The organism is Nostoc sp. (assembly GCF_036916655.1).
In the GTDB taxonomy this organism is placed as follows: domain Bacteria; phylum Cyanobacteriota; class Cyanobacteriia; order Cyanobacteriales; family Nostocaceae; genus Nostoc.
On sequence record NZ_JBALFY010000101.1, the window covers coordinates 252,353 to 278,801 of the forward strand.

Below are 26,449 nucleotides of genomic sequence, written 5' to 3' on the forward strand. Positions count from 1 at the left end.
GATTTTGTCCCTACTAATCAGCACTTAGCACGGGCTAAACCTTAGCTATCCGCCAACACAACTCAGCACTGTTATCTTAATGGTATCGTAAATTTTTACAACTTATGGCTACTGAACCCGTGCCTTGATTCCCCTTGCCTGTAAAAGCTGCATCTGTTGTTTTACTTGCTCTTTAGTTTTAAAAGCACCCAGATAAATCAATTCTTTGCTGGGCGATAAATAAGCATCAGGAATTACTTGCCGTGCTGAGGCAAAAGCCGCGCCTTTGTTATCTATCACTATATGATAGAACCCATCTGTTCCTGGTTTGATTTCTGCATTCTGTTTTGGTAAAGTTGCGATCGCTTTAGGCGAGGTTTTTATCGGTGAAGTGGGAGGCAAATTCAGAGGAGGCAAGGATTGTAGCGTCGGTACTGGTGCTAAGGCGATCGGATTGGTCGGTTTTAAGGCTGTGTTGGCCTCAGGATTTGGGGGATTTTGAGGAACTATTGGATTAGGGACTACTGCGGGGTTTGGTTGGACTTTGGGTTTTAAGCCAACTACATCATTAGGATCTCTCACCTCAGGAAACTCTTCATTAGCGAGATTGGGATATTTGGGCATAGATGTATTTGGTGGCTGGATTTGGCGTTGAACATTACTGCCAACTTCTTCAGCATTTTCTGGTGTGGGAGACGAGTTCCCATTAAACAAATTGCCTAAATTCCATTGTGGTAAGCTTTTGGGATTGAACACTACATAACCCAAGGTAAGACTCGCCACCAGTAGTAGCAACATCGAGCCAATTCCCAAAGGTGATAACAGAGTGTCACTAGAATTACTTGGATTCTTGCTTTCTGGCTGTTCTTCTGCCAGACTTCGCAGCAGTGCTTCACTAGATTCTAAATAGTCATCTGGGTGCTTAGGAGTGTTATCTGGTTCCAAGAGATTTTCGCTTTTAGTCCCTTTAACGAGTGCTGACACAATGCTGCTACTAAAGTTGGGTGGGGGTGGTGGAAGTTGAGTTTGTGTTTTAGCAGAATCAGAGGTAGAGGGCACATTAAGATTATTCAGTTCCTCGGTTTTTGCCGTAGCTAGTGCTGGGTTGATCTCAGGATTCACTGCTACAGATGTGGGTGGTACGTCAATTTTTGCCTTAGTTGGCGCTGGGGTTCCCTGATGATTATTAACGGGTACAGATGTCGGTGGTACATTAGTTTTAATTTCTGTTACCGATGACTGAGTTGTGCCCGATGTTGTATGAATGGCAGTTAATGGCTGGGATTGATTACTCATGTAACTTGCAACACGGGACTGGTTTGATACTAAACCAGTTCGTGTACGTCGATATCGAGCTAACTCTTGATCTAGCGGTACCTCTAAACTTGCTAATGCTGCTGCTAGTGCTGGTTTCAACCCAGATGTTTTAGACAATTGATGATTATCAGAATCTTTAAGGGGGTTTTGAGTCATTGTTTCTGTGCCTCAAGCGTAGATTGTTGGAATTATATTTGTGACAATAGTAGCGGAAATTATTTAAATAGATTTAGGTATTGGGCATTGAAAAGAGGCAGAGGGGCAGGGTGCGGGGGGCAGAGGGGAATTCTTCTCCCTGCTCCCTTATCCCCCACTCCCCACTCCTCACTCCCCACTTTTAACGATGTCGTTGAAATCAATTAATGATATTTTAGGGATTCTGGAAAAACAGGCTAAATGGCAGGAGCAACCATTTCAACTTCTGCTGAAGTTTTGGGCAGAAGTTGTTGGCCCTGTAGTTGCTGCAAATACTCGGCCATTGTCGATTCAGCGTGATGTTTTGTCGGTAGCAACTTCTAGTGCTGCTTGGGCGCAAAATTTGACTTTTGGTCGCACATCTCTACTTTTAAAGTTAAATAAACAGATGCCAACGCCTTTGCTTGATATTCGCTTCTCTACTGCTGGCTGGCAAAATCGATCTGTGGAGAGAAAACAGCAACAATCGGTTTCGCCCGATGAGCATCCCAGTTATCTTGGTGATGAGATTAAACACCCTGATGTTACACCCACGAAGGATGTGAATGAAGCTTTTGGACATTGGACGAAGATTATGCGATCGCGATCGCATGGCTTACCCCTTTGCCCCCAATGTCAATCTCCCACCCCAGCAGGGGAACTCCAACGCTGGCAAGTTTGTTCTGTCTGTGCTGCTAAACGGTTTTGAAGACAAAATTGTTGAGCATTATTCGTTAAGCAGAATTTATCCTGAACTAACTTGCTGCCATTACATCAAATAGTTCTGAATCTTGAGAAAAGATATTATTTTACTGCTAAAATCTACCGAATGTGATACATAAAGCAGACTGTTTATCTAAAATCCTCTGTCTTAAGTCCTACTTAAGACAGAAGTTAAAAGGCTGGAGAAATCAAAAGCTTTAGTTTTAATCTTGATCCCTAATAAGTTTTAGACGATATTTATATGTAACTGCTCTAAGGATTATTTAAATATATAACAAGATTATAAAAATATCCTGAAGTTTATTTTTTACTTGGGATCGCTGAAACCTATAGCAAATAATGACTTTTTGGCTTTTCTCCGTCTTTATATATAGAAGCAAAATATAAAGATGAAATTCAGCCAGAAACGACACTAAAGATGAATCCTAATGAAACCCATTAAAGTTTTAGCATCTGCCTGTAAATATTGCCGTCATTACCAGCCAGAGGGTCGCCGTGGTGGAACGTGCCAGCAGTTGGGCGCACCAGTTCAAGCAACTTGGAAGGCTTGCTCTTTGGCACTCCCACCTTTTGCACCTTCTTGGGAAACCTTGGAGGATGCTTGGGGTTTGCCAGATGCAGCCCCAGTTTTAGCGTCTTGTCAATCTCTAGCTTCAGATTTAGACAATACTGCTCTTGCCCCAATAGAGGAAATCACGGTCTCTATATCTGAACAGGTAAAGACTAAAGCAGTGGTTATTTAGTCATCCATTATTACTGGACTGAGTTTGTAGTCTACTTAAAATAAGATTTGTTTTTAAGATTTTTAGTGCTGTAAAAGTTGATATCTAAAAAAATCGCACCCTTTAGTGAGGTGCGATTTTTGCAATTCTAAGGCAACCAAGGGAAAGAGCGAAAATCTGGTGGACGCTTTTCGAGAAAGGCTTGTTTGCCTTCAGACCCTTCTTCTGTCATGTAATAAAGTAGGGTGGCGTTGCCAGCGAGTTCTTGTAAACCCGCTTGTCCGTCACAATCAGCGTTGAAGGCGGCTTTGAGACACCGAATTGCGATCGGGCTTTTTTCTAAAATCTCCTGCGCCCATTGGATACCTTCCGCCTCTAGTTGTTCCAGTGGAACAACACAATTAATTAAGCCCATTTCTAGCGCTTGTTGTGCATCATATTGGCGGCAGAGAAACCAAATTTCTCTAGCTTTTTTTTGTCCCACGATGCGGGCGAGATAGCTGGCTCCAAAACCACCATCGAAACTGCCGACTTTCGGCCCAGTTTGTCCGAAAATGGCGTTATCGGCGGCGATAGTCAGGTCGCAAATCAAGTGTAGAACGTGTCCACCACCGATCGCATATCCAGCCACTAAAGCAATCACCACTTTCGGCATGGAACGAATCAGCCGTTGTAAGTCCAGCACATTCAACCGAGGGATGCCAGTATCATCCACGTAACCTGCATGTCCCCGCACGCTTTGGTCGCCACCAGAACAAAAGGCATATTTGCCATCAGTATGTGGGCCATAGCCAGTAAATAGGACAACACCAATAGTAGTATCTTCACGAGCATTACAGAAAGCGTCGTACAGTTCAAAGACGGTTTCAGGACGGAAAGCATTGCGTTTGTGGGGACGATTGATGGTGATTTTCGCAATACCATCGGTTTTTTGATACAGAATATCTTCGTAGGTTTTGGCAGTTTGCCAGTTAATTTGCATTGGTATGGAGTGCGCTGTGTGTTTGAGAATTTTATCGCGGACGTAGGGACATGCGATACCTGCGGTGAGCTACGCTTACGCTAAATAAAGTTTTCCAAAGTGAAAAAGCATTTACAGACACGGGGTATATCAGAAGCGGTGTAAGAAAGAGTGCGATCGCTTTGTCCTGCGACTATTAAAACGGCTATTTGGTGAAGTTGCTGAATAACGTTGGAAGGGTTAGCTTTGGCGTTGTTGGAATTGAGGAGGTTTTGGTGTTAGCAATAATACTTTTCAAACATCTTCTAAGGATTTTTATTAGCTTCTTCTGAGAGGATGTCTGAGAAGTATCGAATATTTCTTGATCCCCCCTAACCCCCCTTAAAGAAGTGGGGAATAAGAGTCTTAAAGTCCCCCTTTTTAAGGGGGATTTAGGGGGATCTCCAAGGGTTAGGTGTATACAAAAAAACTTTTCAGACATCCTCTGAAAGCAAATCATCTTTACACTGATTCCAGATTAACTGTCCCCAAGTCGAAAGTGTCATTTTACCATCAACTTCTGCAACCATTGTTTCGGGAATTCCGACTGTTTCATTTGCAGAAAGTCCAGCGCCAGCATCCAATAATGCTAATTGAAGTGCATAAGGTTTAATTAACGAAACATCTACAGCTATAGGTAGGCGCGGAATCGTAATTAAATCAGATTTTTCACCTTCAAAGATATAAATTATTTCATCAGCATAAAACATCCCAATGGTATTGAGATAACCTTGTAAACTCTTGAAACTACCAACCAAATTAAAATAAATTTTATATTTATCCCGTTTCAATTGTGGGATGGTATCTTGTAACCAAACAATTAACGTATCAATTCCCAGAGAAAAAGCTTCTGTACTAGCAGTAGAAAGCCCACCAGGAGCAAAAGTACTAGTATTATTTAATCCTTGTTTTTTAAGAAAATCTTCAACAATTTTAGCAGTAGTTTTACCTTGGGCTGTATCAGTAGCGATAAGAAAGTGAATATCTTCTTTTCCTTGACTGAAATTATCTTGATAAATCCCACAAATTCCATTTAACTCTGCACTAGCACGACGAATCAGGGAAATTTTCGCATCTGAAAGTTGTTCTTCGGCTCTTTTTTTGAGGATTGCAATAATCTGCTTGACATCCTCTGGTGTTTTAGCTTCATTCAGATTTGCTGTATCCCGCAAGTGCGAATACCAATCTTTTTCCTCAGGATTAGCTCGGTTGATCTGATTAGTGAGTAAGCTTGTACCAATGGTAGAAATAATAACTCGGCGCATGATGATTTAGAAAATAGGGTGAAGATAAGAGATATTTTAATACTGCTTGGTTAAGAAGGAACCAGTCAAAAGATGCCCGACTTCTTCAAGAAATCGGGCATCTGAGCCTCTTGCTGGAAAGCTGCGATCGCATCTCGTAATTTTTTAGGCAAAAGTCATGATTTTACTTAATCTCGATGCAAAACTCGTTTGATATCTTTATGGTCATTGAAGGCTTTTCTAATCTTTTCCACATTTACTGATAATGACTTCCAGCCCATTCTGTACTTGCTCAAGTTCTTGGCGCTTTTGGTAAATCCACATCTTTTCAGCCTCACGTTGTTCCAAAGTTTCGTTGTGAGCTTTTTCCTGCTGTTCTAGGAGATTTTCGTAAAGTGCGATCACTTGTGCAATTACTCGACTGGCTGATTCAACTCGGCTATTAAAGACTGAGCCAACAATTTCATCTAACTTCTCGGATATTTTATCCATTGACTCATCGAATTTCTCAAATCCTAGTTCAAAAACTTTCCCTTTTATTTGGTATTTTATTCCATCAAAATCTAGCATTCCTAAACCAAATGAACCCGCAATTGCAGCAGCTACACTTGCAACAATTACGGCAATAAAACCAAGTCCTGTAAATACTATTAATCCAGCAGCTAAAGCACCACCTATTCCAACACCACCACCAAATCCTCCCATACCCGTAAAGTCATCATTTATACCATTGATTGAAATCTTTAGCTGTTTGCTAAAATTAGTTTGTATGTTCTGGTCTAATCTGCTAAACTCGCCTTGAATAGCATCTAGTTCATAAGCAATATTAGTGTCTAAATAGTTAAGATTTTCTTTTAAAATTACCTCCTTAAGTTTCTTATTTCCCCATTCATCTATTTCTGTTGACAAGTCTCTAATAAATTGATTTGTATAATCTCTAATCAGTTTGTCTTGGCTCAAAACTGGATTGTGTTCAGAATTCCAATATTGGCTCTTTTGAGCCATGCGATCGCTTAAGCCTTCACGCCATTCATCCCAAGATTCAGCAATTTGCTCAAACACTAATTCTATAAGTTGATCTGCCAATAGATGGATTCTGACATCGCGCCCACTGGCTTCTCCTATTTTTTCTAGAATTTTCTGCTTTTCTGCTTCAGAAATGTGAATTTTTCCATCTAAAGTACCATTCGATTTATATAGCCCATCTAAACCTTTTTCAATAACTCTATTTATTTGACTAATAGAGTGCTTAATTTTTACTCTTCCACTATCAAACGTCAAAAACTTCTCAATAGACTGGGTAAAATTTTGGAAGGCGTTGAAATACTCATCCTCATCTCCTCGTAAAATTGCATCCAGGGCAGCTTGAGCAGAAATAAAATGAACACGGTTTTCACCTGCAACTATAGAATTTTGACCTTGTACAAATCTTTCGATCCTCTGTCTTACTTGCTCACGTCCCTTTTCGGTACGCACTAAATCTATAAAATTTCCTACTACAAAAAGATTGTTAGCAGGTTCGTTTTCTTTACCATGATTTAGTTGAGTTCTCACATCCTGGAGTAAATCGCGTTCTACCTGAGTTAGAGAACGGGAGGCATTAGTTAGGAATATAACTGCATCCGTGTCCTTCAGCAGTTTTTGAGTAATGGCAGTGCGCTCAGGGTGTTCGTTTAATCCTGGAGAATCTACAATTTCTACCCCACTACTGCATAAGTCTAAATCAGGATGCTCAAAAACAATTTCATCAATTTCATCATGTGCTAGTTCATCACTGAGACATCCAAGTGCTGCATCTTCTGAAATTGTTGCTTTTAATTGATATTGCTCAAAAGGAATTTCTTCTTCCCGTCCATCTTTATAACGACAGACTACCCGCTTTTGGCTTCCATATTTTAAAACTGTTACTATCCCACTACAAGGAATCTCTCTCGCAGGTTGAATTTCCTCACCTATTAAGGCATTAAGTAAAGTTGATTTTCCTTGACTAAACTCGCCTAGTACTGATAGCCGAAAGCGCTGGGATTGTATTTTTTGAGATATTTTCCCTAACTCCTTCATCAAAGTATGAGGTAAAAAGCCACGATTGGTACAGTCTTGGATTATCTGAAATAGCTGATAACAAAAATTGTCTACTTGTTTGCGATATTCCTGGAACTTTTTCAATTCTCCATAAGATACATTTCTATGCGGTTTGGTTATTTTGTGTTTTGGTTTAGCAGGTAGAGTGGCTAACATATCACTAGCAGCCTTAACAAATATAGTATCCAGTTCTTGAAAACGAGCAGGATTGAGTAAAAAATGTACTTCGTCTAAAGCAATAGGCTCCACATTTTCTTGATGAGTAAAATCAGTTTCTAAAATTGCCAAATGTTGCGGTTTAATACCTAAGTGCTTGGCGAGTATCTCCAAATATTTTTTCTCGTGGGGGTCAATTTCGCCATCTGCTGCTGACATTTCATAGCCAAAGCCAATTAACAAAAGCTTTTCTGACTCTGAAAGTGGAGCCGCCAATGCTAGTAAGCTATTCACTTGCTTATAAACTTGATTCTCCTTGACTCCCTTAATCATCAAATGTGTCAGCTTACGCACATCACTTTCTGGAATACTAAATCGATAAAGGGTTGTCAGTAAACGTTGCTTTTCTGACTCTGCTACTATGCCATCTACAAATATCACTCCCAACAGCACTGTGACTAAATTTGCCAGAAATATCACAGGTGGCGTGAGATTTTTTGGAGTCAGTTTTTGTCCGGTAATCTGGGACAATAGCTCAACAGTCTGAGAGTTAACTAGTGAAGTATCCATAAACTATGTAAGGCAATAAGTTTTCAGGCTTAGTATGCCCAGATTTAGACAAAATTTATTAATATACCGAATAAATACGGTTATGTTTACTTTTTTATACCAGTTAGGCTCAAGAAAATTAGCTTTTAGCAACCTAAAAATATGCTGTTTCAATTTGCGCCTGCAATTCAAGCTGGTATTGATGCTGGGAAATATCTACAAACCTTCAGCAATGGAGTCCCTTTAAGCATGGCTAGAGATGCAGTTAGCGGGCAGTTTATTGCCCATGCTATTGGTGCTACAGTCAACAACAGCCCTTTATCTCCACTGATAGCAGCTTCAAATCTAGTAACGAGTGGAGTGCAGATGTATCAAACTCAACAAGGCTTTACAGCAGTACTGAATGGATTGCAAACTATACAGACTAGCTTGGGTGTGCTGCAAGCAACTACAGCCTTGATTGGTGTGGGAACAATTGCAGGTGTCGCATTAACAGCAGTCAACCTGCACCAAACAATGAAATTAAGAAAAGAAGTAGAGCAAATGAGGCTAGAAGTTAAAAACGGCTTTATTGACTTGAAACAAGCCTTAAAAGACCAAGGAGTAGAAATTAGACAAATAATCGAACAAGTAGCCCAAGACATCAAATTTGAACAACACCGCACGGCTTTAGTGAGAGCGTATGGAATGTTTATCCAGGCGATGAACCGCTTTCGTTCAGCCATGCAATTGCAAGATTTCAGCCGAAGAAACGCTGAGATTGATGACGTGAGGGGAATGTTATTTACAGCTTTAGCAGATTACAGCAATCCGCATTTACTAGAAGAAACCTGTGCAGCTGGTCAACTACGCAGACTTGAATGCGCGTGGGCAATTGAACAGGCGATTGTTGTAACTTATCAAGTGCAGAGTGAAGTTTCAGCAGTGAGCGATCGCCTCATCCTACTCCAAGATAAAATCCGTGAAGATGCTCTCACTGTGATTAATCGCTGCGAATCACATGATGAGCTTGATTTTCTCTTTCCCGAAATTATCCGTATTAAAAATCATGATTTAGCGGTATTGGATTCGTGGCAAAATCATGTTGATTGGATGCGATCGCTTCCTTCATCAGATTTAAAACTTTTAAGTAGCGCTGATTTTAATAGTCCAGATACTCACTACTCCGCAATCAATGTAGCAGAACCGCCAGAACAATTAGTCTATGAGAGTTTAGCCGAAAAATCTCATTTCTATTCGCTTCGTGACCAGTTGTTATTTCTCTTTGAGCCTGAACTACGTCGAGAGTACGAATTTTATATTAGTGAACAAGCCGGAATTACTGGTTATAAAACATTAGTTACATCTAATTTGCAACAGGCGTCAGACCTAACTGTTGGTAATCTTTATTACTACTTTAAAATCAGAGATGAATCAAAAGATGAGACAGAGTTAGTTTCAGCTAACTAAAACACCTACGTAAATTATTTAAATAACTATTTCCTCAAGTCCACATAAGTGGACTTTTTTGTATAGCTGCAACTTTCAGTAACTTGAGCATTATTTACTCGAATACTACTGTTCTATTACCATATACTAATACACGATTTTGTAAGTGCGATCGCACTGCTCTTGCTAATACAATTCTCTCCAAATCTTTGCCTTTCCTCACCAAATCATCAACTTCATCACGGTGACTAACTCGCACCACATCTTGTTCAATAATTGGGCCTGCATCTAAATCAGCAGTGGCATAATGCGCTGTTGCACCAATAATTTTCACACCACGTTCAAAAGCTCGGTGATAAGGATTTGCACCGATAAAAGCTGGTAAAAATGAATGATGTATATTAATAATTTGCGGAAATTGACTAATAAAATCTGCACTAACAATCTGCATATATTTTGCCAATACAACTAAATCTATTTTGTACTGGCGGAGTAATTCTAGCTGTTGGGTTTCTTGTTCTGATTTATTATCTTTATTGATAGCAATGTGCTGAAAGTCAATATTAAATTGCTCTGCCACTACCTTTAAATTAGAATGGTTGCTAATAATTAAAGGAATTTCAGCAATAAATTCTTTGGCGCGTTGTCGCCAAATTAAATCAAATAGACAATGATCTTGCCGACTTACCCAAATAGCAATGCGTGGTAGTGTATCAGAAAAACGTAATTCCCACTTAGCGCCTAAAGGTTGTGCGATCGCATTAAATGCAGGGGCAATAAATTCTCGCGGCAAATTAAATCCATCTAACTGCCATTCAATGCGCGTGAGGAATAACCCAGCAGCAAAATCTGTATGTTGATCTGCATGAATAATATTACCACCATTAGAATAGATAAAATTGGCAAATTTCGCCACCAATCCTCGTCGATCGGGGCAAGAAATTAGCAAGGTTGCTGTCGGACTTGTCATAAGAATATCGCCAGATTTGGAATTAACTATTTGCTGTTTGTCGGACTCGGTTTAGGAATGATTAGCGGAGGAAGTTTCTGACTATTATCTACCGGTTGTTTCCACTCTGATAGTTCCCGATTCACGGCATTGGCAAAATCTGTAGATACCAACAGCACATTTATATTTCCATCTGGTTTAACAGCAGGATCAGCTTGAGCATACAAAAAACGACCGTTAAAGTTAGATTTACCTAAAATCAACTGATGGCTTTGTCGGTTTTTCAAGGTGATATTGATAGTTGCTTGGGGTTGATCTAAGGCAAATTCTCCAAGCTGTTTTGCTGGGATTGATAAAGTCGTATCGCTATTACCCTTGACCAACAAATCCATTAAATAAGAAACAATAGCATCATCTGCTGGCCCCGATATCGGAGATTTGATTAACCACTTTGGCTTACTAGAAGATTCAGGGCTACGTTCCAGATTCAGAGTAAGTTTTTTTGTCTTGACTGTTAGAGACTGCACATCATCTTCTCCAAAAGAGAAAATTTTCTGTTTTTGCTCTTTGATTTCTTGTCGCTGAGTTGCACCTCGAATTTCATAGAAGTAAACAAAACTACCTAAACCTAGCGCTAGCAGTATCAAAATTAAAGTCGTTCGCGGCAATTTCATTTTTTAATCATTTGTCATTTGTCATTTGTCATTGGTGAAGAGTTAGTATTTATAACTCTTAACTCCTAACCCATTTCTTACCGTCGTTTCCACCAGATAATAACTGCTGCCGATAACCCAATTAAAGGCAAAACTAACAAAGAGGATACTATTAAAAGATTCGCTTGGGTCGTTGTCAGGGTTATCCGACGGTTTTTCGGTTCTTTAGGACGAATAGAAAGAGGTTGCTGGTCTTGTTTACTCAGCCAAGTAACTGAGTTGAGGAATACATCTCCGTTTAGTTGCTGTTGAAACAAGCCATCGGTGGCGAAATTAGAATTTCCTAAAACCACTAACCGCGACTCAGTGGTTGTTTGAGATGTAGGGGGAGATGAGGGAGTGGTGGTTGGTGATGGAAGTGCCTGCGGAGTTTTGGCAGAAGAATTAGGGCTAGTTTTGCCTTGGCTGGTTGGTGATGGAAGTGCCTGCGGAGTTTTGGCAGAAGAATTAGGGCTAGTCTTGCCTTGAGTGGTTGGTGATGGAAGTGGTAAAGCTTGCGGAGTTTTTGCAGAAGAATTAGAGCTAGTTTTGCTTTGGGTGGTTGGTGATGGTAGAGGTGAAGGTGTAGTTAAGGCTTGGGGAGTAGAAGTAGATTTGGGTATTTGTTTTCTGGTTAAGGCAACACCCAAAGTCAGAGGCCCTTTAAGGTCTTTATCTGCATTAAACTCTAATTTTTCACTTTGGAGATCGCTTTCTGCCCAACTGCTGGGATAGGGTTTGGTTCGCAGCAAAGGAGTAGCTTCAACACCAGGTACAGAGGTAATTTCCAGTGGTCGGGAAATCGGATAAAAGGAGTTACCGTTACCGAAATCTTTGGTAATTGGATGTTGACCGTATTCTGTTACTAAGGGGGCAGCAGGGCCACGTCCCACGACGCTTTCTCCAGAAACATCTACGGCTAAACGATTATCCAGACGAACACCCCACTCTTGTAGCAAGCTATTAAGTTTGGGATCGGTATTAGGATCAATCATCAGCAGTAAATTACCGCCTCGATTTAGATATTGTTGCAAGGCGTTGACTTCGCCCTGAAATAACTCTCGCTTCGGGCCAGCTACGATGACGACAGCTGCATCTTGAGGAACTTTCGAGGTTTCTGCTAGATTCAGCGGTGCTGTTGTGAAATTTTTGTCGCCTAATCCTTGAACTGCTTGTGACATAGCACCTTTACCAGCTGAAAGTTGGCGTTCGCCATGACCTTGCAGTAAGTAAACTTTGGCTGTGCTTAAATTTGTTAGTTGTTGCAGGCGACTAGTTAATCTGATTTCCGATAGACGCTCATTTTCATTTATTGTCTGTACTAATTGCCGTTTATCCCCAGATTCTAGGTAAACTTCCCCATAATTTTTGACACCAAACTTTTCTGCAAGTCCTGGTCTAGCTTCGGGGTTGATGTATTCATATTTAAATTTTGAGCTTTGCCGCTGATAATTTTCTAGCAGTTCTCGGTCTTGGGGATTTTGGTTAATATCAAACACCCATACTTTAACTGGCTGTGGTAAAACGCTTACTAATTCCCGCGACTGGGGCGCAAGGGTAAATAATTGAGATTCTGTTAAGTCTGCCCGCAGATGGTAGCGAGTTCCCAAAAAATTAATCAATCCCAAAATTGCCAATATTGCCAGAGTCACCACTAAGGCATTAGTCCCTGCTTGGGTAGAACGACGGTTCCACCAGTTAGTTTGGTAGCTTTGCCATATTATCCCCAATCCACTGATGACAATTCCCGTAATTAGAAATACTAATGGAATTAGTCCCCACTGTTCAGAAACTAATCCAACTGTTAAGCCGACTGTAATTAGGAATGGGCCCAACCAAAACAGATATTTCCAAAGTTTCTTTTTTGCAACTATCTTCATATAATTTGTCATTTGTCATTTGTCATTTGTCATCTGGTACATTGCCAATTGAGTTTAGGTAGGAGTTTAATTTGGGCGCTATTTCGTTAATGATTGTTTTGGTTACATTTATCTATTCGTTAGTTAAAAGGTTGCGAGTGTAAGCTCGTCTTAACCAATGTTGAGTTTCATTCAAAGAGCCTCTTGCTATTTTGATAAAACGTCTATTATCTTGAAAACTACCTCTTCCTAAACCTTCCGCTATATTGGCACCAATACTATCAGCTGAACGTACAATCTGTTTACCAATCGTGTCTTTTGCAAAAAAATTCCATCCCTCAACAATTTTCCAAATGTCATCCACTAATTGTTCTGATAATTTATAAACTTGTAATTCTTGGAAACGCTTTGTTGGCATTGATTGAGTTGTCTTGATGATTTTTAGTCAATCAATTTTCATCCATATATTTTTAAGTGTCACTATTTTTTTGACTAATGACCAATACTTCTCTACAAGATACACTTACATTCGCTCAGTACAAATGACAAATGACAAATGACTATTGCCTTTGAAAGCGCAGTCCATCAATTGATTGAGCGGTGAGAAAGATGCCCAAAAAAATGTAACTGGCGAATAAAATTAAGGTGCTGGTGTCGAAAATCCCTTGAATTAAGGTGCTGTAATGTTTCAGCAACGATAAGTAACCTAAAGCTTCGCCTACGGGGCCAGGGACAATTTTGCCGATTAAATCAATCAATAACAATAATAAAATAACTGCAAAGGTGAGAACGGCAGACAGAATTGTGCTGTCTGTTAATGAGGAAATAAACATTCCGATAGATAAAATTGCTGCTGCTAGTAAGATTAATCCAAAATTACCCAGCAAGGGAATTGAGAGCGACATTGGTGGATTTGAGCCGCTGATGGCGATCGCTTCAAACACTATCATGGGTACAACCATTGTGGTCAGAAATGTTAGTACGCCTAATAATTTACCCACAGCTACCGCCCAATTGGTGATTGGTGAGGTGGCTAACAGTTCTAAAGTGCCCCGCTTACGTTCTTCTGCATAGAGTCCCATTGAGAGGATGGGCAGAATAAACAACAATAGCCACTCCATACGTTCCAAAAATATTCGGACAAATTCGTAGGGGACATCTATGGGTGGTACTGGTACTCCCAACTGTTGCCCTTGTGCATCCATTGCCGCCACTCCTACCAAAATGCCATCTGGCCCTAGCAAAATCATCACGAAGAATAACCCGGCAAGGAACCAAAATATGCCTGCGATCGCATAAGCTAAAGGCGATACAAAATAACTCTGTAACTCTCGGCGATAAATGGCAATAATATTACTCAGCACTATACCCATTTAGGCTGCCTCTCCTTCGTTGTCTGCTGCTAAGTCTACCTCAGGATCGAAATTCTTTTCTTCTGTGGTCAGTTGCAAGAACACGTCTTCTAAGGTAGCGTTGACCCGCCGCAGTTCATGTAAACCGAATCCTGCACGCACTAATGTTGTAGCAATATCCTTTCCTGGTTCTTTTCCTGGTTGCGATATTACCCGCAGGTAAGCGCGATTTTCTTGGGGTTGATGACCGTGGATTCCGGCTGTGGGAATTGATTCTATCAGACTCACACCCGCGACTTTTTGCAATACCTGTTTCGCAAGAGCAGCTTCTCCTTCTATTTCCAACTCATACCCTGAGCCACCTGTCAACTGAGTCATTAGGTTTTCTGGTGTATTAGTTGCCACAACTTTACCGCGATTGATGATGGCGACGCGGCTGCAAGTCATGCTCACTTCTGGCAGAATGTGCGTGGAAAGAATAATTGTGTGCGTACCAGCGAGGCTTTTAATTAAATTCCGCACCTCAATTATTTGTCGAGGATCGAGTCCAACGGTGGGTTCATCCAAAATGATTGCTGGGGGATCGTGGACGATCGCTTGAGCAATTCCTACCCTTTGGCGGTATCCCTTAGAGAGTTTGTGGATAATCACCCGCCGCTTGTCTTCTAAGTTACAGCGTTCGATGGCAGCTGTTACCTTGTTGGGGCGATCGCCTGCTGAAACTCCCTTAATTCGGGCGACAAAATCCAAAAATCCCTCCACCGTCATGTCTGGATATAACGGCGGTGTTTCCGGTAAATAACCAATGCGTTGGCGCACAGCCAGAGAATTTTTATGGACATCATAACCAGCAATTCGGGCATTGCCATTGGTTGCTGGTAAATAACCAGCCAGAATCCGCATGGTTGTGGTTTTTCCAGCCCCATTAGGGCCTAACAACCCTAAAATTTCCCCAGGTTCGACGCTAAAGGTGACATCAGTAATCGCTGGGGTAGAGCCGTATATTTTACTCAGATGTTCAACTTCGATCATCAGTATAGTGGCGATCGCAATTTATAGAATACCCAATAATCTTAGATCGCAATATTGAGTATGGGGGACTGGCACTAAGATTCGCCGACAATGGGTAAAGTTCCTGAAAAACCTCTTTGTCTCATCGCCTCATTGAAGTACTTGAAAATTTCAACCAATGTTTTCTGTGTCTGGAGTTAACGGAGTCTCCATTCCTGTTTGTGTTGCTCAATTAGCTCACCCTTTTGGGTGAGTCATATATCAACCGATCAGATGACCTGGACGAAGGAAGCTGAGATTAATAATAAAGAGGACTCTATTAGTAAAGAACACCGATTGCATTTTACCTAAGTATAAGTTATGAAACTTGTTACCTTAATAAATTCTGCACTTATTTTTGCTTCTATTATCTGTGTACCTGGAATCGCTGGCGCTCAAACAGCTACTAGTAATAGCAATGAAACAATAGCTGTTAACTCTAACAATATATCCACTAACTCAACTGGTGTGAGTTACCTACAACCCTTGAATCTAGTAACTTTTGCTTATCAAGGAGGTCTGCAACAACATGGTATTCCGAGCGGAGAAGCGCTAGTACTTGGAACTCAAAACAGAAATATTCTGGCGAAAGATGTGGTTCAAGCTGCTGTTAATGCAGATAAATTACCATCACAAGTTTTAAACGACCAAAATTATCTCAGTGCTGTTAATTTAGAACTCAACGTATTACCCGACTACGCTGCTGCTGATTGATTTGGTTTTTCTGATATTTAAAGTCTTTTATACACAGAGAAGACAGGGTATAAAATAAGGTCTAATATTGAAGAATAACTTCTAGGTTTTTAAGAGAAGTTGTGCCTATAAGTTTCACTTATCCTGTGCTAAAGGTACAGAAAATTGTATAATCAACAGCTTATTAACCAAAAATTTCGTTTTCTATAGAAAATGACAGAAGTAATTAGATCCGGGAGCCTAAATAACATTGAAATAGGGACTGGGGATTGGGGACTAGGGATTGGGGATTGGGAGAATTTGGATGGGAATTCAGATCCCAACGAAATCTTAAAGGAATTTCCTGCCCAATCTCGTTCGGACTTCGGCGTGAGTGCTGCTTCTCTACAAGGGGCTGCGCCAACGACACAGCTTAATACAAGTCAGTCGAATGCTGACGCTCATGGTGTCAGCCCAGTAACCAGTACCCAGTCCCGGAACGCCGAAGATTCCTCAACTTTGGCGCAGCAATGTGGGGAATTATGGACGCAACCTGTTGAGTTCATTGAGTTTGAGGAACGATGCTTAGAAAAAGCTAGAGAAACAGGCGATGCCAATGGTGGGCAAAGTGAACCCAATGAAGAAGTTATTTCTTTGGGAAGTTTAGGCAATGCTTACCAGTCATTAGGCGAGTACCACCTAGCAATTGAGTTTTATCAGCAGTGGTTGGATACGGCTAGAGAAATAGGCGATCGCTCCGGGGAAGCCAAATCTTTATCTGGGTTGGGTAATGCTTACCAATCATTGGGAAAATACCAGCGAGCGATTGAATTTTATCAGCAGTGGTTGAGTATCACTAGGAAAATTGGCGATCGCACAGGCGAAGGCATTTGCTTGGGAAGTTTGGGCAATACTTATGAATACCTGGGCAAGTACGAGCAAGCAATAGAGTTTTATCAGCAGTGGTTGAGTATCACGAAGAACATAGGTGATTGGACTGGGGAATGCCTAAGCCTGGGAAGTTTAGGCAATACTTATGAATCGTTGGGAAATTACCAACTGGCAATTGAGTTTTACCAGCAATGGTTAGGGGTGGCAAGATTCATCAGCGATCGCAACGGCGAAGGCATGGCATTAAGTGGCTTGGGCAGCGCTTATAAGGCTTTGGGACAGTACCAAATGGCCTTTGAATTTCATCAGCATTCATTAGAGATCAGAAGACATCTCGACGATCGAAATGGGGAAGCAAACGCCTGGTTTAATTTGGGTTTGGTGTTAGAAAAAATCAATCGAGAATCAGAAGCGATCCATGCCTTTTGCAATGCTCGCGAAATCTATCACGCAATGGGCCTTGATGCCAGCCTGCAAGATTGTAACCATGCTATTGAACTTCTTTCTCAAAATGTTGCAACCTTCACATCTGGCTTCTGGTTTGGGAAATGGTTAAATAATTTGTCGCAGTTGATTAAATCTGGTTCTAATAGACATCTCTAGAAATTAAATATGCGTTATCTAGAACCCTTGTAGAGACGTGGCTGCGTCTCTACGCTCATTTTCATTCATATCTCTAATGAGTAATATTATGTCCGACAAATTACTAGACATCTCCAGAAATTAAATATGCGATATCCAGAACCCTTGTAGAGACGTAGCACTGCTACGTCTCTACATTCATTTTCACCAGATGTCTAGTATTTAGGGACTTCCAGAAAATAAATTATCCCATTTCACGCCCATCAAAACGGCTTTCCCTCCCCCTGCTCCCTGCTCCTCTGCCGTCAAAGCGATGGAATATTTTTTTAATTGGAAGTCCCTTAGCCAGACATGATATGTCATTGCCATAATATAACTCGTTCTAATTCACTCAGGACTCAGCACGATATTTATTGAATACTGCAACTGAGTCCTGGCGATCAAAAGAAAGCACAGAAAACGGATCTTTTCGATTCTCCATCTCCATACCAGGAGTGCCTACAGGCATTTGGGGAACAGATAAACCAATAACATTTGGCTTTTCTTGAAGCAGACGTTTGATGTCATCTGCTGGGACGTGTCCTTCAATGACATATCTGTTCACAATTGCTGTGTGGCAGGATGACAAATTATCCGGCACGTTGTACTTTTGTTTGACTGTTTCGATGTCAGACGTAGAGAAGTCTGTAATTTTAAAACCCTGTGCCTTTAAATGATCAATCCAGCCGCCACAACAGTTACAATCGGGACTGTGATATACAGTGGCATTTAGCGTTGTTGGTTTTAATGGTATCTGTTGATCCTGAATGCCTCTATTGGAACTTACTAGTTGAGCATGAGCATAACTCATAGAAGTAGTGCTTCCCCAGATGCCCAAAACCCCTGCTGTTAGACAAATTATGACCACTACTCGCACAGCAGTAGGTATTAAGATGGGAAGTAAGCGTTTTTGCCAGCAGTAAATAAATTGTTTGGGCGACATCTAAGACTTCCTAAATACAACATTGCAGAAATTTGTAACTATTTCTCTTCAAAAAGACTCTGCATACTTATCCGCTTATTTTGCGTTCCTGTACATTTAAAAGGGCTACGATATAGATAATGTAGCCTTTTTTAGGGAACTACAAGAAATAAATTATCCAATATTTTGGGGTGGGCATCTTGCCCACCCTATGGACTGGGCGGGCGAGACGCCCACCCCACAAGAGTTAATTGAATATTTTTTACGTGGAAGCCCCTTAGAGGTTGTTTGAAAAGTCTAATTTGTTACTAAGCTAAAACACATTTAATTTGCATATTAAAACTTTATTAATATCTTGTGGGGTGGGCATCTTGCCCGCCCTGATTATGCAACTTGAATGCTGATTAGCTTAGTCTTTGCGATTAGAAATCGCGGCTATACAGATAAAACCCACCTCCGTGGGTTAAAAATCCTTGATTTTTCATGCTTTCCACGGAGGTGGACTTGGTTTGTGTAGTAGCGAATTATATTCGCCTAATACTTTTCAAACATCCTTTTAGTAAAAATAGATGCTTTGGGTTGATTCATCTTTCTTGTGATGATCTACCATGTTTTTTGCAATTAAGAATACTTAATCCTTGGAAAGATTATCCAATACTCACATGTGTAAAAAATTCGTAATTCATAATTTGTAATTTAACTCTTAACTACAAATTATCAATTACGAATTACGAATTAATTAAAGGCGTGATGGTGTCAAAAAACTAATTGTTTGTGGCTGAAAGCTCGATACACTCTCCCAATAATTAACTTGGTTAATATTCACCTTGAGCAAAGCAATATTGGGTTCTTCCAGCCCTTTAGGAAACCAGGTTTGAAGTTCCGGCTTCCATAGTTCTCGCAACTTGTTGCGGTCTTGCACTAGTTGCGCTGTACCTGAAATAGAAACGTATCGCTGCTGTTCGGGTGACGAAAAACTAACATTGACCTGCTTATGGTGTTCAATCTCAGTTACCTTATGGGAATTAGCATAAGTAAAAAACCAAAGTATGCTATCAGAGTTAATCTCACCACTCTTTGACATGGGGTAACTATGCAAACTGCCATCATCATCGACTGTGGTAAACATACCATAATCAATATCTTTAATTAGTTCATGCAGTTTTTGAATTTGTTGGTTGTGGTCTGTAGAATTTGCCATTGGTTGTACTTTTTTCTATTTATTTTTCGTTGGCTGCGCTTTTTAATTACAACTAAACTCAAGACTAGTAAAGTTATTTTTAGTATTAAGCTTTTTTAGCTTAAATTACGTGAGTCTACAGGTATAATTTTTATAAAAAATAGCTCTTGGATTTATATCTATAGAGATATTGCTTGAGAGCCACTGCCTTAATTTTTGCACGAATTGTAGGTATAGTATTTGCGATCAAATTCAGTGGTGCGATCGCCGATAGTTTTTGAGTGAAAATTTGAAGAACAATACAGATAGCGATCGCAGTTCATAACCATACTAAGATTTGCGATCGCTATCTATAAGTATTTATCCGTAATTTATGTATTAAATGTATTGTGAGGTGTTGTTACTCTTAAGATGTTAAATTTATACCCTCTGGATCAGCCTCTTCAACCCATAGCAGGAGTATCACTTTCCATTCAACACCTACGATAAAGAACAAATAAATCAAATTGCAGTATATTTGCCTTTCAACTTATGGACTGGAAGTACAGGTGGAAAAATGGCTATCGACCAAGCCGAGATGAAGCGGCAAAAAACCCTCACTTATTAGATGAGAGTCAGTTCGAGAACGAGCAAGACCGAAAGCTGGCGGAAGATTCCGCAAGGAAGCATTTGGGTGTACCTGCACCAACCTTAGATGAAGATAAGTCAATACTACCTCATGCTGTTTCGCCTGATGAAAATGTTTGATACTAAGATATAGGTATTTTTTGCCTATATACGCTCCGCACCATTATTAAAGTTAGACAAAATGCAGATTTATCAACTTTTCAATCGATTAAACAGTCGGAAATTCGCTAAGTTACTCACTCAAACAGTAGCTTTAGGCCTAGGTGCTATTGTTCTATTCTCAACCACTAATGCTAATGCTGCCGAGCAAGTTATCTTAAAGTATGGTACTTTTCAGGGGCAAATATCTGTTGAAGAATTAAGTCAGTTTACAGAGACAGGCAAGACTACCCCGACATTAACAGCTTATTTACAGGCGGCCAAACAAGATCCTGAATTAGCTCGTAAGGCACTGAAAGCACCAATCAAAGCCGATCCTGGCTTTTTAGATAGCTTACTCTCTAGTTGGGCTGGGCCAATTTTAGTAAACCAAATTGGTGAGGTAGTTCATCCTCCCGCAGGACAACTAGATCAACAAGCGTTGCGAAGTGCTTTAAGTGCATCTATTAAACAAAATGGTCAAATTACACTACTTGCAGCCATTCAGAATTATCCAAATACTTCTGTTGAACTTGAAGGCGATCGCCTCATCTCTGTTTATGAGCGTCTAAGCAGGCTTGCAGAACTTTTGTAAGTTAATACCGACGAGTCTACCTATGGGTTATACCCTGTGACTAAAAAATTCCCTAACCTAAATTTAGAGTTTAGTCTGAGCAGAGGGAAAGATTTGTATGACAACCGATATTTCTAAAGATATTAAGAAAGATGTTAATAGATCGCTGATAACTGGTATTCTCCTGAGTGTTTTAGGGGTGATTGCGATCGCAGTGCCTAACTTCACCACCCTATTCGCCGAAACTTGGATTGCAGGGATTTTGATTTTCGCCGGATTTACAAAACTAGTTTATGCCACTCAAACCCGCGAAGGAGGAGGTTTTATTTGGAAACTTCTTTTGAGCGGACTTTATATTGCAACAGGCATAATGTTGTTTGTTTACCCTTATACAGGTGTTCTTACCCTAACTCTGTTGCTTGGTACTTTTTTGCTGACTGAAGGCACATTCGAGTTAATTCTGGCATTCCAGTTACGCTCCCAAAACAACTGGACGTGGATACTAGGTGATGGCATTATTACGCTAGTCTTAGGTGCAATGATTTGGTTCCAATGGCCCTTCAATGCGCCCTGGCTTCTTGGCACACTAGTTGGTGTCAGTGTTATTTTCACTGGCATTTCTCGCGTAATGTTGTCATTGAATGCGCGTTCTATCTGAATGGGGATTGGGGACTGGGTATTGGGGGCTAGAGAACAATTTTCTGAATACCTAATCCCCAGAATGCTGTTAGATTAAGGTTTTTTGATGAAAATTTTAGATCGCTAAATAGAAGATGCCATAAATGATTCGCAAAGACGCGATAAATCGCTGTCTCTACAAAAGAGTGATTATTGTAGAGACGGCGATTCATCGTGTCTCTTGCCTTAACCGAATAATATTACCCAATCCCCAAAAAAGTTTACAAGACATTGCAGCAGCGATTGCCAACAAAATTGCTAGATTAACTAAGGAAATCAAAATCAAGGCCAGCTAGCTGCAATCAACAATGGTATCTATTGCTACTCCCTTCTCGGATATTCAAAACCATTGGGCACGCTCATTTATTACAGCCTTAGCCCAACGTGGTATTGTCAGTGGGTTGCCTAACGGCATTTATCGCCCCGATAACTCTGTTACCCGCGCTGAATTTGCTGCCATCATCGCTAACGCATTTGGGACAATTTCCAAGAAGCGGCAGTATGTCCCTTTTGTTGATGTACCTACTAATTATTGGGCAGCAGCCGCCATTCAAACAGCTTACGAAAAAGCGTTTCTTAGTGGGTTTCCTGATAAAACTTTCCGTTCCGCTAACCGAATTACGAGAGTAGAAGTCTTAGTTGCTTTGGTAGGAGGGTTAGAAGTTGCTACTAAGATAAAATCTGACCTCCTCTCACAACTTTCACAGATTTATCAAGATTATGTTCAGATTCCTGAGTATGGTAGAAATCAGGTAGCTATTGCCACCAGCGCGGGATTGGTGGTTAGTTTCCCAAATATCAAATTACTCAATCCTAATCTCGCAGCCACCCGTGCAGATGTGGCAGTGATTATTTATCAAGCTTTAGTGTATTTAGGTAAGGCAGAAAAAATTGCCTCTAGTTACCTAGTGCAGCCACCAATATCAACGCCGATACCGATACCGACACCCACGCCAACGCCGACACCTACACCTACACCTACACCTATCGGTAGTGTAAAGGTAAATCATAGCCGGGAATTCCGGGGTGCATGGGTTGTATCTGTGTGGAATGGTGATTGGCCTTCTAAAGCGGGACTTCCTGTTGCCCAACAAAAAGCTGAACTCACCGAGATTATTACTAAATTACAAGCGTTAAACTTCAATGCCCTCATTTTCCAGGTGCGGCCAGAGGGTGACGCTTTGTATGAATCCCAATTAGAGCCTTGGAGTGCTTGGATTACTGGGACTCAGGGAAAAGCACCAGAACCATTTTATGATCCTTTAGCGTTTGCGATCGCAGAATGTCATAAGCACAATATTGAACTCCATGCTTGGTTTAACCCCTACCGCGCTAGCACTTCCACTGACCCAGCCAAAACCGTCCGTCCCCACATAGCAGCTACCAATCCAGAAAGTGTTTATTTGTGGAAAACTCAACGGTGGATGGACCCAGGACTGAAAATAGTTCAGGATAGAGCGTATAACGTAATCATCGATGTAGTGAAGCGCTACGATGTTGATGGCATTCACTTAGATGATTATTTCTATCCATATCCTATTGAGGGACAGTCTTTCCCCGATGACAAAACTTACGCTGCATATAAGGCAGCTGGTGGTACTCTCAGCCTTGGCGACTGGCGACGGGACAATGTTAACAAAATGGTACAGCGCCTCTACCAGGGAATTAAAGCAACCAAACCCGACGTTAAATTTGGTATTAGTCCCTTTGGGATTTATCGCCCTGGACAACCCACTGGTATTACTGGGTTAGATGCTTACAACGTGCTGTATGCCGACTCAAAAAAATGGTTAGAAGAAGGCTGGATTGATTATATCGCGCCTCAACTTTACTGGCGCACAGATCAACCACAACAAAGTTATCCGGCGTTGTTACAGTGGTGGACACAGGTAAACACAAAGCAAAGACACGTTTACGCTGGTAACAATTTAACAGAACCAAGCAATAAGAGTCGAGAGAGTGATGAAATTGAAAAGCAGGTGAAAATTAGTCGTAGCCAAGCTGGACAGTTGTCACTGGGTAATATCTTCTTTAACCTCAGTGTTTTAACAGAAAATAGTCAGGGAATTGCTGATAAATTCCAAAGTTTGCTTTATAACAAACCTGCACTACCGCCAACTTTGCCCTGGCAAGATACAACACCACCCCCTGCACCCATTGGACTACAAGTTAATAACCGCAAACTGAGTTGGCAGCCTGGAGATAATCAGCCAGTTCGTTCTTGGACACTTTATCGACAAACTGGCGATACTTGGACAATTGGGCGAATTTTATCTGCTGGCACAACTTTCGCTACCGTCCAACAAGCCGGAACCTATGCCGTGTGTGCGGTGGATAGATCGGCTAATGAGAGTGTGGGAACAGTTATTACAGTGAGTTGAACTGGGGATTGGGGACTGGGGATTGGGGACTGGGGACTGGGGACTGGGGATTAGGGACTAGGAATTGGGGACTGAGAAGATTAAATATGTGGATTCAGACCCCAATCAAAACCAGGACTTACGCAAACAATAGCCGAAACACTTATTTTCAGGTAGGGGCAATACCCTGCGGGAAGCCGCAACTCTTGGAGACGCACTCGCGTTCGAGTCTACATGAATTGCCCTACCGTGTGTACTTTTGCGTAAGTCCTAAAAACAATCAAGGAATTTATTAACCAGTACCCAGTTCCCAATCTCCAGTCCGACAAAGGTAAATTATTAACAGTTGCACAAGTATATACACTTAAGTTAATGTTTAAGCTGGCTATGAACATTGCAATTAAAAATATATCTAAAATCAATTGGCAACAATACAAAAAATGATTGACTATTAACTTAATGACTAACAGACGCCAATTTTTAAAAGGAGTGGCAGCACTTTCTAGCTTATCTTTAGCTGGTTGTGGCTGGAAGCTGGCTGAAGTACGTGCTAATTCTAATACGAATAGTCAGCGTGACCAACTTTATATCTTTACCTGGACACAATATACTGACAACGAATTATTGAAAACCTTTAGTACCCAAACTGGCATGAAAGTGCTAGCGGATGTGTATGATTCTAATGATGTCATGCTGGCTAAATTGCAAGCTGGAGGCGGTGGCACTTACAGTATCATCAACCCATCTGATTACATGGTGCAGAAGATGGTAGACAAGGGTTTGCTAACAGAAATAAATCACGATCGCTTAATCGGTCTAGAGAATTTATTTCCCCGGTTTCAGAATCCTAGTTATGACCGCAATAACCGCTACAGTATCCCTTTTAACTGGGGGACAACAGGTTTACTTTACAATTCCGAAAAAATTAAAGATGCACCACAAGATTGGGATTATCTTTGGCAAAATCAAGAGCAACTTAATCAACGGATGACTTTGCTCAATGATGTTCGAGAAGTAATGGGTGCAACGTTACGAATGCTAGGTTATTCTTACAACTCCAAAAATGAACAAGAAATTAAACAAGCTTATGAAAAATTGAAGGTGCTAAAACCTGCGATCGCACGTTTTGATACCGACGCTTGGCAAAATCAAATCCTGGCAGGAGATTTGCTACTAGCAATGTGTTATTCAGCAGATGCAGTGAAAATCTCTCAAGAAAACCCTAAACTAAAATATGTGATTCCTCGCAGTGGTTCTTCATTATGGACAGACACTATTGTAATTCCCAAAACAGCCCCCAACAGGGCTGGAGCCTATGCTTGGATTAACATGATTTTGCAACCAGAAATAGCGGCCCAAATTAGTCAACGCCTAAACATTTCTACACCAAATAGCGCCGGATTTAAGCGATTGCCAAAAATAATCCAAAGCAACGTTAATTTGTTTCCGCCAGAGTCACTTTTAAAAAATTGTGAACGTCTTGCTCCTGTACAGGAATTTGAAGAGGTTTACGATCGCTATTGGACTCAATTAACTAGTAGCTAATTGATTTAGGAGTTAGGAGTGATTAATTTGGAAAAAAATAATATTTCTAAAATAGAAGAATTGCATCGCCCACAAGTAAATTGGCTCCAACCCTTGGTATTACTTGCACCATCTGGGATTTGGTTATTACTTTTGTTGGTGTTGCCAGCTTTGATAATTTTCGAGTTAAGTTTAGTTGCAGATATCCGACCAGGAGATATAGTTAACCCCAACGGATTCAAAAACTATATCCGAATATTTGACTCTCTTTACGTGCAAGTAATTGGGCGATCGCTATTTTTTGCGTTTGGCACTACAATCATTTGTTTAATTTTGGGCTTCCCCGTCGCCTATTGGATTGCTCAAATAGCGCCACAACGTTGGCGAAATTTACTGTTATTAGGCTTTGTCCTACCTTTGTGGACTTCTTCGTTACTCCGCTCTTATGCTTGGATTACCATTCTTCGTCCTACTGGCTTATTGAACAGTTTATTCAGCAATTTAGGCTTACCTACTTTGGAATTACTGAACAATAGTCAAGCTGTATTGATTGGCATGAGTTACAGCTTGTTACCATATATGGTTTTGATTTTATATGCCTCTCTGGAAAAGCTAGACAAGCGGTTACTAGAAGCGGCGGCTGATTTAGGTGCAAATCCGGTGGAAACTTTTTTCCAAGTAACTGTACCGCAAATTTTTTCGGGAATTGCGGCTGCATCCGTGCTTGTATTCATCACAGGTTTGGGGGATTTTGTCGATCCAGAATTACTTGGTGGTGCTTCTAGTATGACGGCGGCGCGGTTAGTTTATAACCAGTTTCTTGGAGCAACGCAAAATTGGGGATTTGGTTCAGCCTTGAGTATGACGTTAATTTTACTTGTTAGTATTGCGATCGCACTTTTGATTAAGTTTGGTGAAGTTACACCCAAACGCTAAACTTTTTGTCACCGAATTTTAGATTTTAAATTTTAAATTTTGGATTGAAG

At 40.8% G+C, this 26,449-nt stretch carries 23 protein-coding genes and 2 pseudogenes; 12 read left to right on the forward strand and 13 right to left on the reverse strand.

From position 1 onward, the window contains the following. Positions 1 to 108: 108 nt before the first annotated feature. Positions 109 to 1,452 carry a hypothetical protein gene (locus tag V7L31_RS28540; protein ID WP_334699335.1) on the reverse strand — a complete coding sequence of 448 codons (1,344 nt, stop codon included), beginning with the start codon at positions 1,450 to 1,452 and terminating at the stop codon, positions 109 to 111. A gap of 187 nt (positions 1,453 to 1,639) precedes the next feature. Between V7L31_RS28540 and V7L31_RS28545 the strand changes: the two genes are divergently transcribed. Both V7L31_RS28545 and V7L31_RS28550 read left to right on the forward strand, forming a co-directional pair. Next, positions 1,640 to 2,179 carry a DUF721 domain-containing protein gene (locus tag V7L31_RS28545; protein WP_334699336.1) on the forward strand — a complete coding sequence of 180 codons (540 nt, stop codon included), beginning with the start codon at positions 1,640 to 1,642 and terminating at the stop codon, positions 2,177 to 2,179. A gap of 442 nt (positions 2,180 to 2,621) precedes the next feature. Beyond that, a complete protein-coding gene (locus V7L31_RS28550) occupies positions 2,622 to 2,936 on the forward strand; it encodes a hypothetical protein (protein WP_334699337.1) in 315 nt (104 codons plus the stop codon). 127 nt (positions 2,937 to 3,063) lie between these two features. Here the strand turns inward: V7L31_RS28550 and menB are convergent, their stop codons facing one another. From menB to V7L31_RS28565, 3 genes and pseudogenes are all read right to left on the reverse strand, one after another. Beyond that, entirely contained in the window at positions 3,064 to 3,897 is an 834-nt protein-coding gene (gene menB / locus V7L31_RS28555; RefSeq protein WP_334699338.1) for a 1,4-dihydroxy-2-naphthoyl-CoA synthase, read from the reverse strand. 455 nt (positions 3,898 to 4,352) lie between these two features. Next, a pseudogene (locus V7L31_RS28560) lies at positions 4,353 to 5,180 on the reverse strand (putative CRISPR-associated protein); the annotation flags it as partial. A 219-nt stretch (positions 5,181 to 5,399) separates the two neighbouring features. Then, on the reverse strand, positions 5,400 to 7,967 hold the full coding sequence (locus V7L31_RS28565; RefSeq protein ID WP_334699340.1) for a dynamin family protein: 2,568 nt from the start codon (positions 7,965 to 7,967) through the stop codon (positions 5,400 to 5,402). Between the two features lie 141 nt (positions 7,968 to 8,108). Between V7L31_RS28565 and V7L31_RS28570 the strand changes: the two genes are divergently transcribed. Continuing rightward, a complete protein-coding gene (locus V7L31_RS28570; protein ID WP_334699341.1) occupies positions 8,109 to 9,395 on the forward strand; it encodes a hypothetical protein in 1,287 nt (428 codons plus the stop codon). 94 nt (positions 9,396 to 9,489) lie between these two features. On the opposite strand, the gene purU is transcribed toward V7L31_RS28570, so the two are convergent. The 6 genes and pseudogenes from purU to V7L31_RS28600 form a co-directional block, all read right to left on the reverse strand. After that, on the reverse strand, positions 9,490 to 10,344 hold the full coding sequence (gene purU, locus V7L31_RS28575) for a formyltetrahydrofolate deformylase (RefSeq protein ID WP_334699342.1): 855 nt from the start codon (positions 10,342 to 10,344) through the stop codon (positions 9,490 to 9,492). Between the two features lie 26 nt (positions 10,345 to 10,370). Next, positions 10,371 to 10,997, reverse strand: a complete 627-nt coding sequence (locus V7L31_RS28580) for a DUF4340 domain-containing protein (protein ID WP_334699343.1) — start codon at positions 10,995 to 10,997, stop codon at positions 10,371 to 10,373. 77 nt (positions 10,998 to 11,074) lie between these two features. Continuing rightward, complete coding sequence (locus V7L31_RS28585) at positions 11,075 to 12,895, reverse strand: GldG family protein (RefSeq protein WP_334699396.1); 1,821 nt, start codon at positions 12,893 to 12,895, stop codon at positions 11,075 to 11,077. Positions 12,896 to 12,917: 22 nt separating this feature from the next. Further along, positions 12,918 to 13,292 (reverse strand): annotated as a pseudogene (locus V7L31_RS28590) (four helix bundle protein). A 142-nt stretch (positions 13,293 to 13,434) separates the two neighbouring features. Next, positions 13,435 to 14,247, reverse strand: coding sequence for an ABC transporter permease (locus V7L31_RS28595; protein ID WP_334699345.1), 813 nt, complete (start codon positions 14,245 to 14,247; stop codon positions 13,435 to 13,437). Beyond that, complete coding sequence (locus V7L31_RS28600; RefSeq protein ID WP_334699346.1) at positions 14,248 to 15,258, reverse strand: ABC transporter ATP-binding protein; 1,011 nt, start codon at positions 15,256 to 15,258, stop codon at positions 14,248 to 14,250. It lies immediately after the preceding gene. Between the two features lie 339 nt (positions 15,259 to 15,597). Here V7L31_RS28600 and V7L31_RS28605 point away from each other — a divergent pair, with 339 nt between their 5' ends. Together V7L31_RS28605 and V7L31_RS28610 are read left to right on the forward strand one after the other, a co-directional pair. Next, entirely contained in the window at positions 15,598 to 15,990 is a 393-nt protein-coding gene (locus tag V7L31_RS28605) for a hypothetical protein (protein ID WP_334699347.1), read from the forward strand. 192 nt (positions 15,991 to 16,182) lie between these two features. Then, entirely contained in the window at positions 16,183 to 17,442 is a 1,260-nt protein-coding gene (locus tag V7L31_RS28610; RefSeq protein ID WP_334699348.1) for a tetratricopeptide repeat protein, read from the forward strand. A gap of 201 nt (positions 17,443 to 17,643) precedes the next feature. Here the strand turns inward: V7L31_RS28610 and V7L31_RS28615 are convergent, their stop codons facing one another. The 3 genes from V7L31_RS28615 to V7L31_RS28625 form a co-directional block, all read right to left on the reverse strand. Next, the gene (locus V7L31_RS28615; protein ID WP_334699349.1) at positions 17,644 to 17,790 is read right to left on the reverse strand and encodes a hypothetical protein; all 147 of its coding nucleotides are present in this window, start codon (positions 17,788 to 17,790) and stop codon (positions 17,644 to 17,646) included. A 22-nt stretch (positions 17,791 to 17,812) separates the two neighbouring features. Beyond that, entirely contained in the window at positions 17,813 to 18,403 is a 591-nt protein-coding gene (locus tag V7L31_RS28620; protein WP_334699350.1) for a DUF411 domain-containing protein, read from the reverse strand. A 718-nt stretch (positions 18,404 to 19,121) separates the two neighbouring features. Next, positions 19,122 to 19,583 (reverse strand): pyridoxamine 5'-phosphate oxidase family protein, encoded by a 462-nt coding sequence (locus V7L31_RS28625; protein WP_334699351.1) that lies wholly within the window; start codon positions 19,581 to 19,583, stop codon positions 19,122 to 19,124. 510 nt (positions 19,584 to 20,093) lie between these two features. On the opposite strand from V7L31_RS28625, the gene V7L31_RS28630 reads away from it, so the two are divergent. From V7L31_RS28630 to V7L31_RS28660, 7 genes are all read left to right on the forward strand, one after another. Continuing rightward, a complete protein-coding gene (locus tag V7L31_RS28630) occupies positions 20,094 to 20,309 on the forward strand; it encodes a bromodomain-containing protein (RefSeq protein ID WP_334699352.1) in 216 nt (71 codons plus the stop codon). A 61-nt stretch (positions 20,310 to 20,370) separates the two neighbouring features. Next, positions 20,371 to 20,922, forward strand: a complete 552-nt coding sequence (locus V7L31_RS28635) for an alpha/beta hydrolase (RefSeq protein WP_334699353.1) — start codon at positions 20,371 to 20,373, stop codon at positions 20,920 to 20,922. Between the two features lie 97 nt (positions 20,923 to 21,019). After that, on the forward strand, positions 21,020 to 21,559 hold the full coding sequence (locus V7L31_RS28640) for an HdeD family acid-resistance protein (protein WP_334699354.1): 540 nt from the start codon (positions 21,020 to 21,022) through the stop codon (positions 21,557 to 21,559). Positions 21,560 to 21,683: 124 nt separating this feature from the next. Next, entirely contained in the window at positions 21,684 to 21,875 is a 192-nt protein-coding gene (locus tag V7L31_RS28645) for a hypothetical protein (RefSeq protein ID WP_334699355.1), read from the forward strand. 12 nt (positions 21,876 to 21,887) lie between these two features. Then, on the forward strand, positions 21,888 to 23,960 hold the full coding sequence (locus V7L31_RS28650) for a glycoside hydrolase family 10 protein (protein ID WP_334699356.1): 2,073 nt from the start codon (positions 21,888 to 21,890) through the stop codon (positions 23,958 to 23,960). 438 nt (positions 23,961 to 24,398) lie between these two features. Continuing rightward, the gene (locus V7L31_RS28655; RefSeq protein ID WP_334699357.1) at positions 24,399 to 25,484 is read left to right on the forward strand and encodes an ABC transporter substrate-binding protein; all 1,086 of its coding nucleotides are present in this window, start codon (positions 24,399 to 24,401) and stop codon (positions 25,482 to 25,484) included. Positions 25,485 to 25,505: 21 nt separating this feature from the next. After that, positions 25,506 to 26,399, forward strand: a complete 894-nt coding sequence (locus V7L31_RS28660; protein WP_334699397.1) for an ABC transporter permease — start codon at positions 25,506 to 25,508, stop codon at positions 26,397 to 26,399. Positions 26,400 to 26,449: the final 50 nt, after the last annotated feature.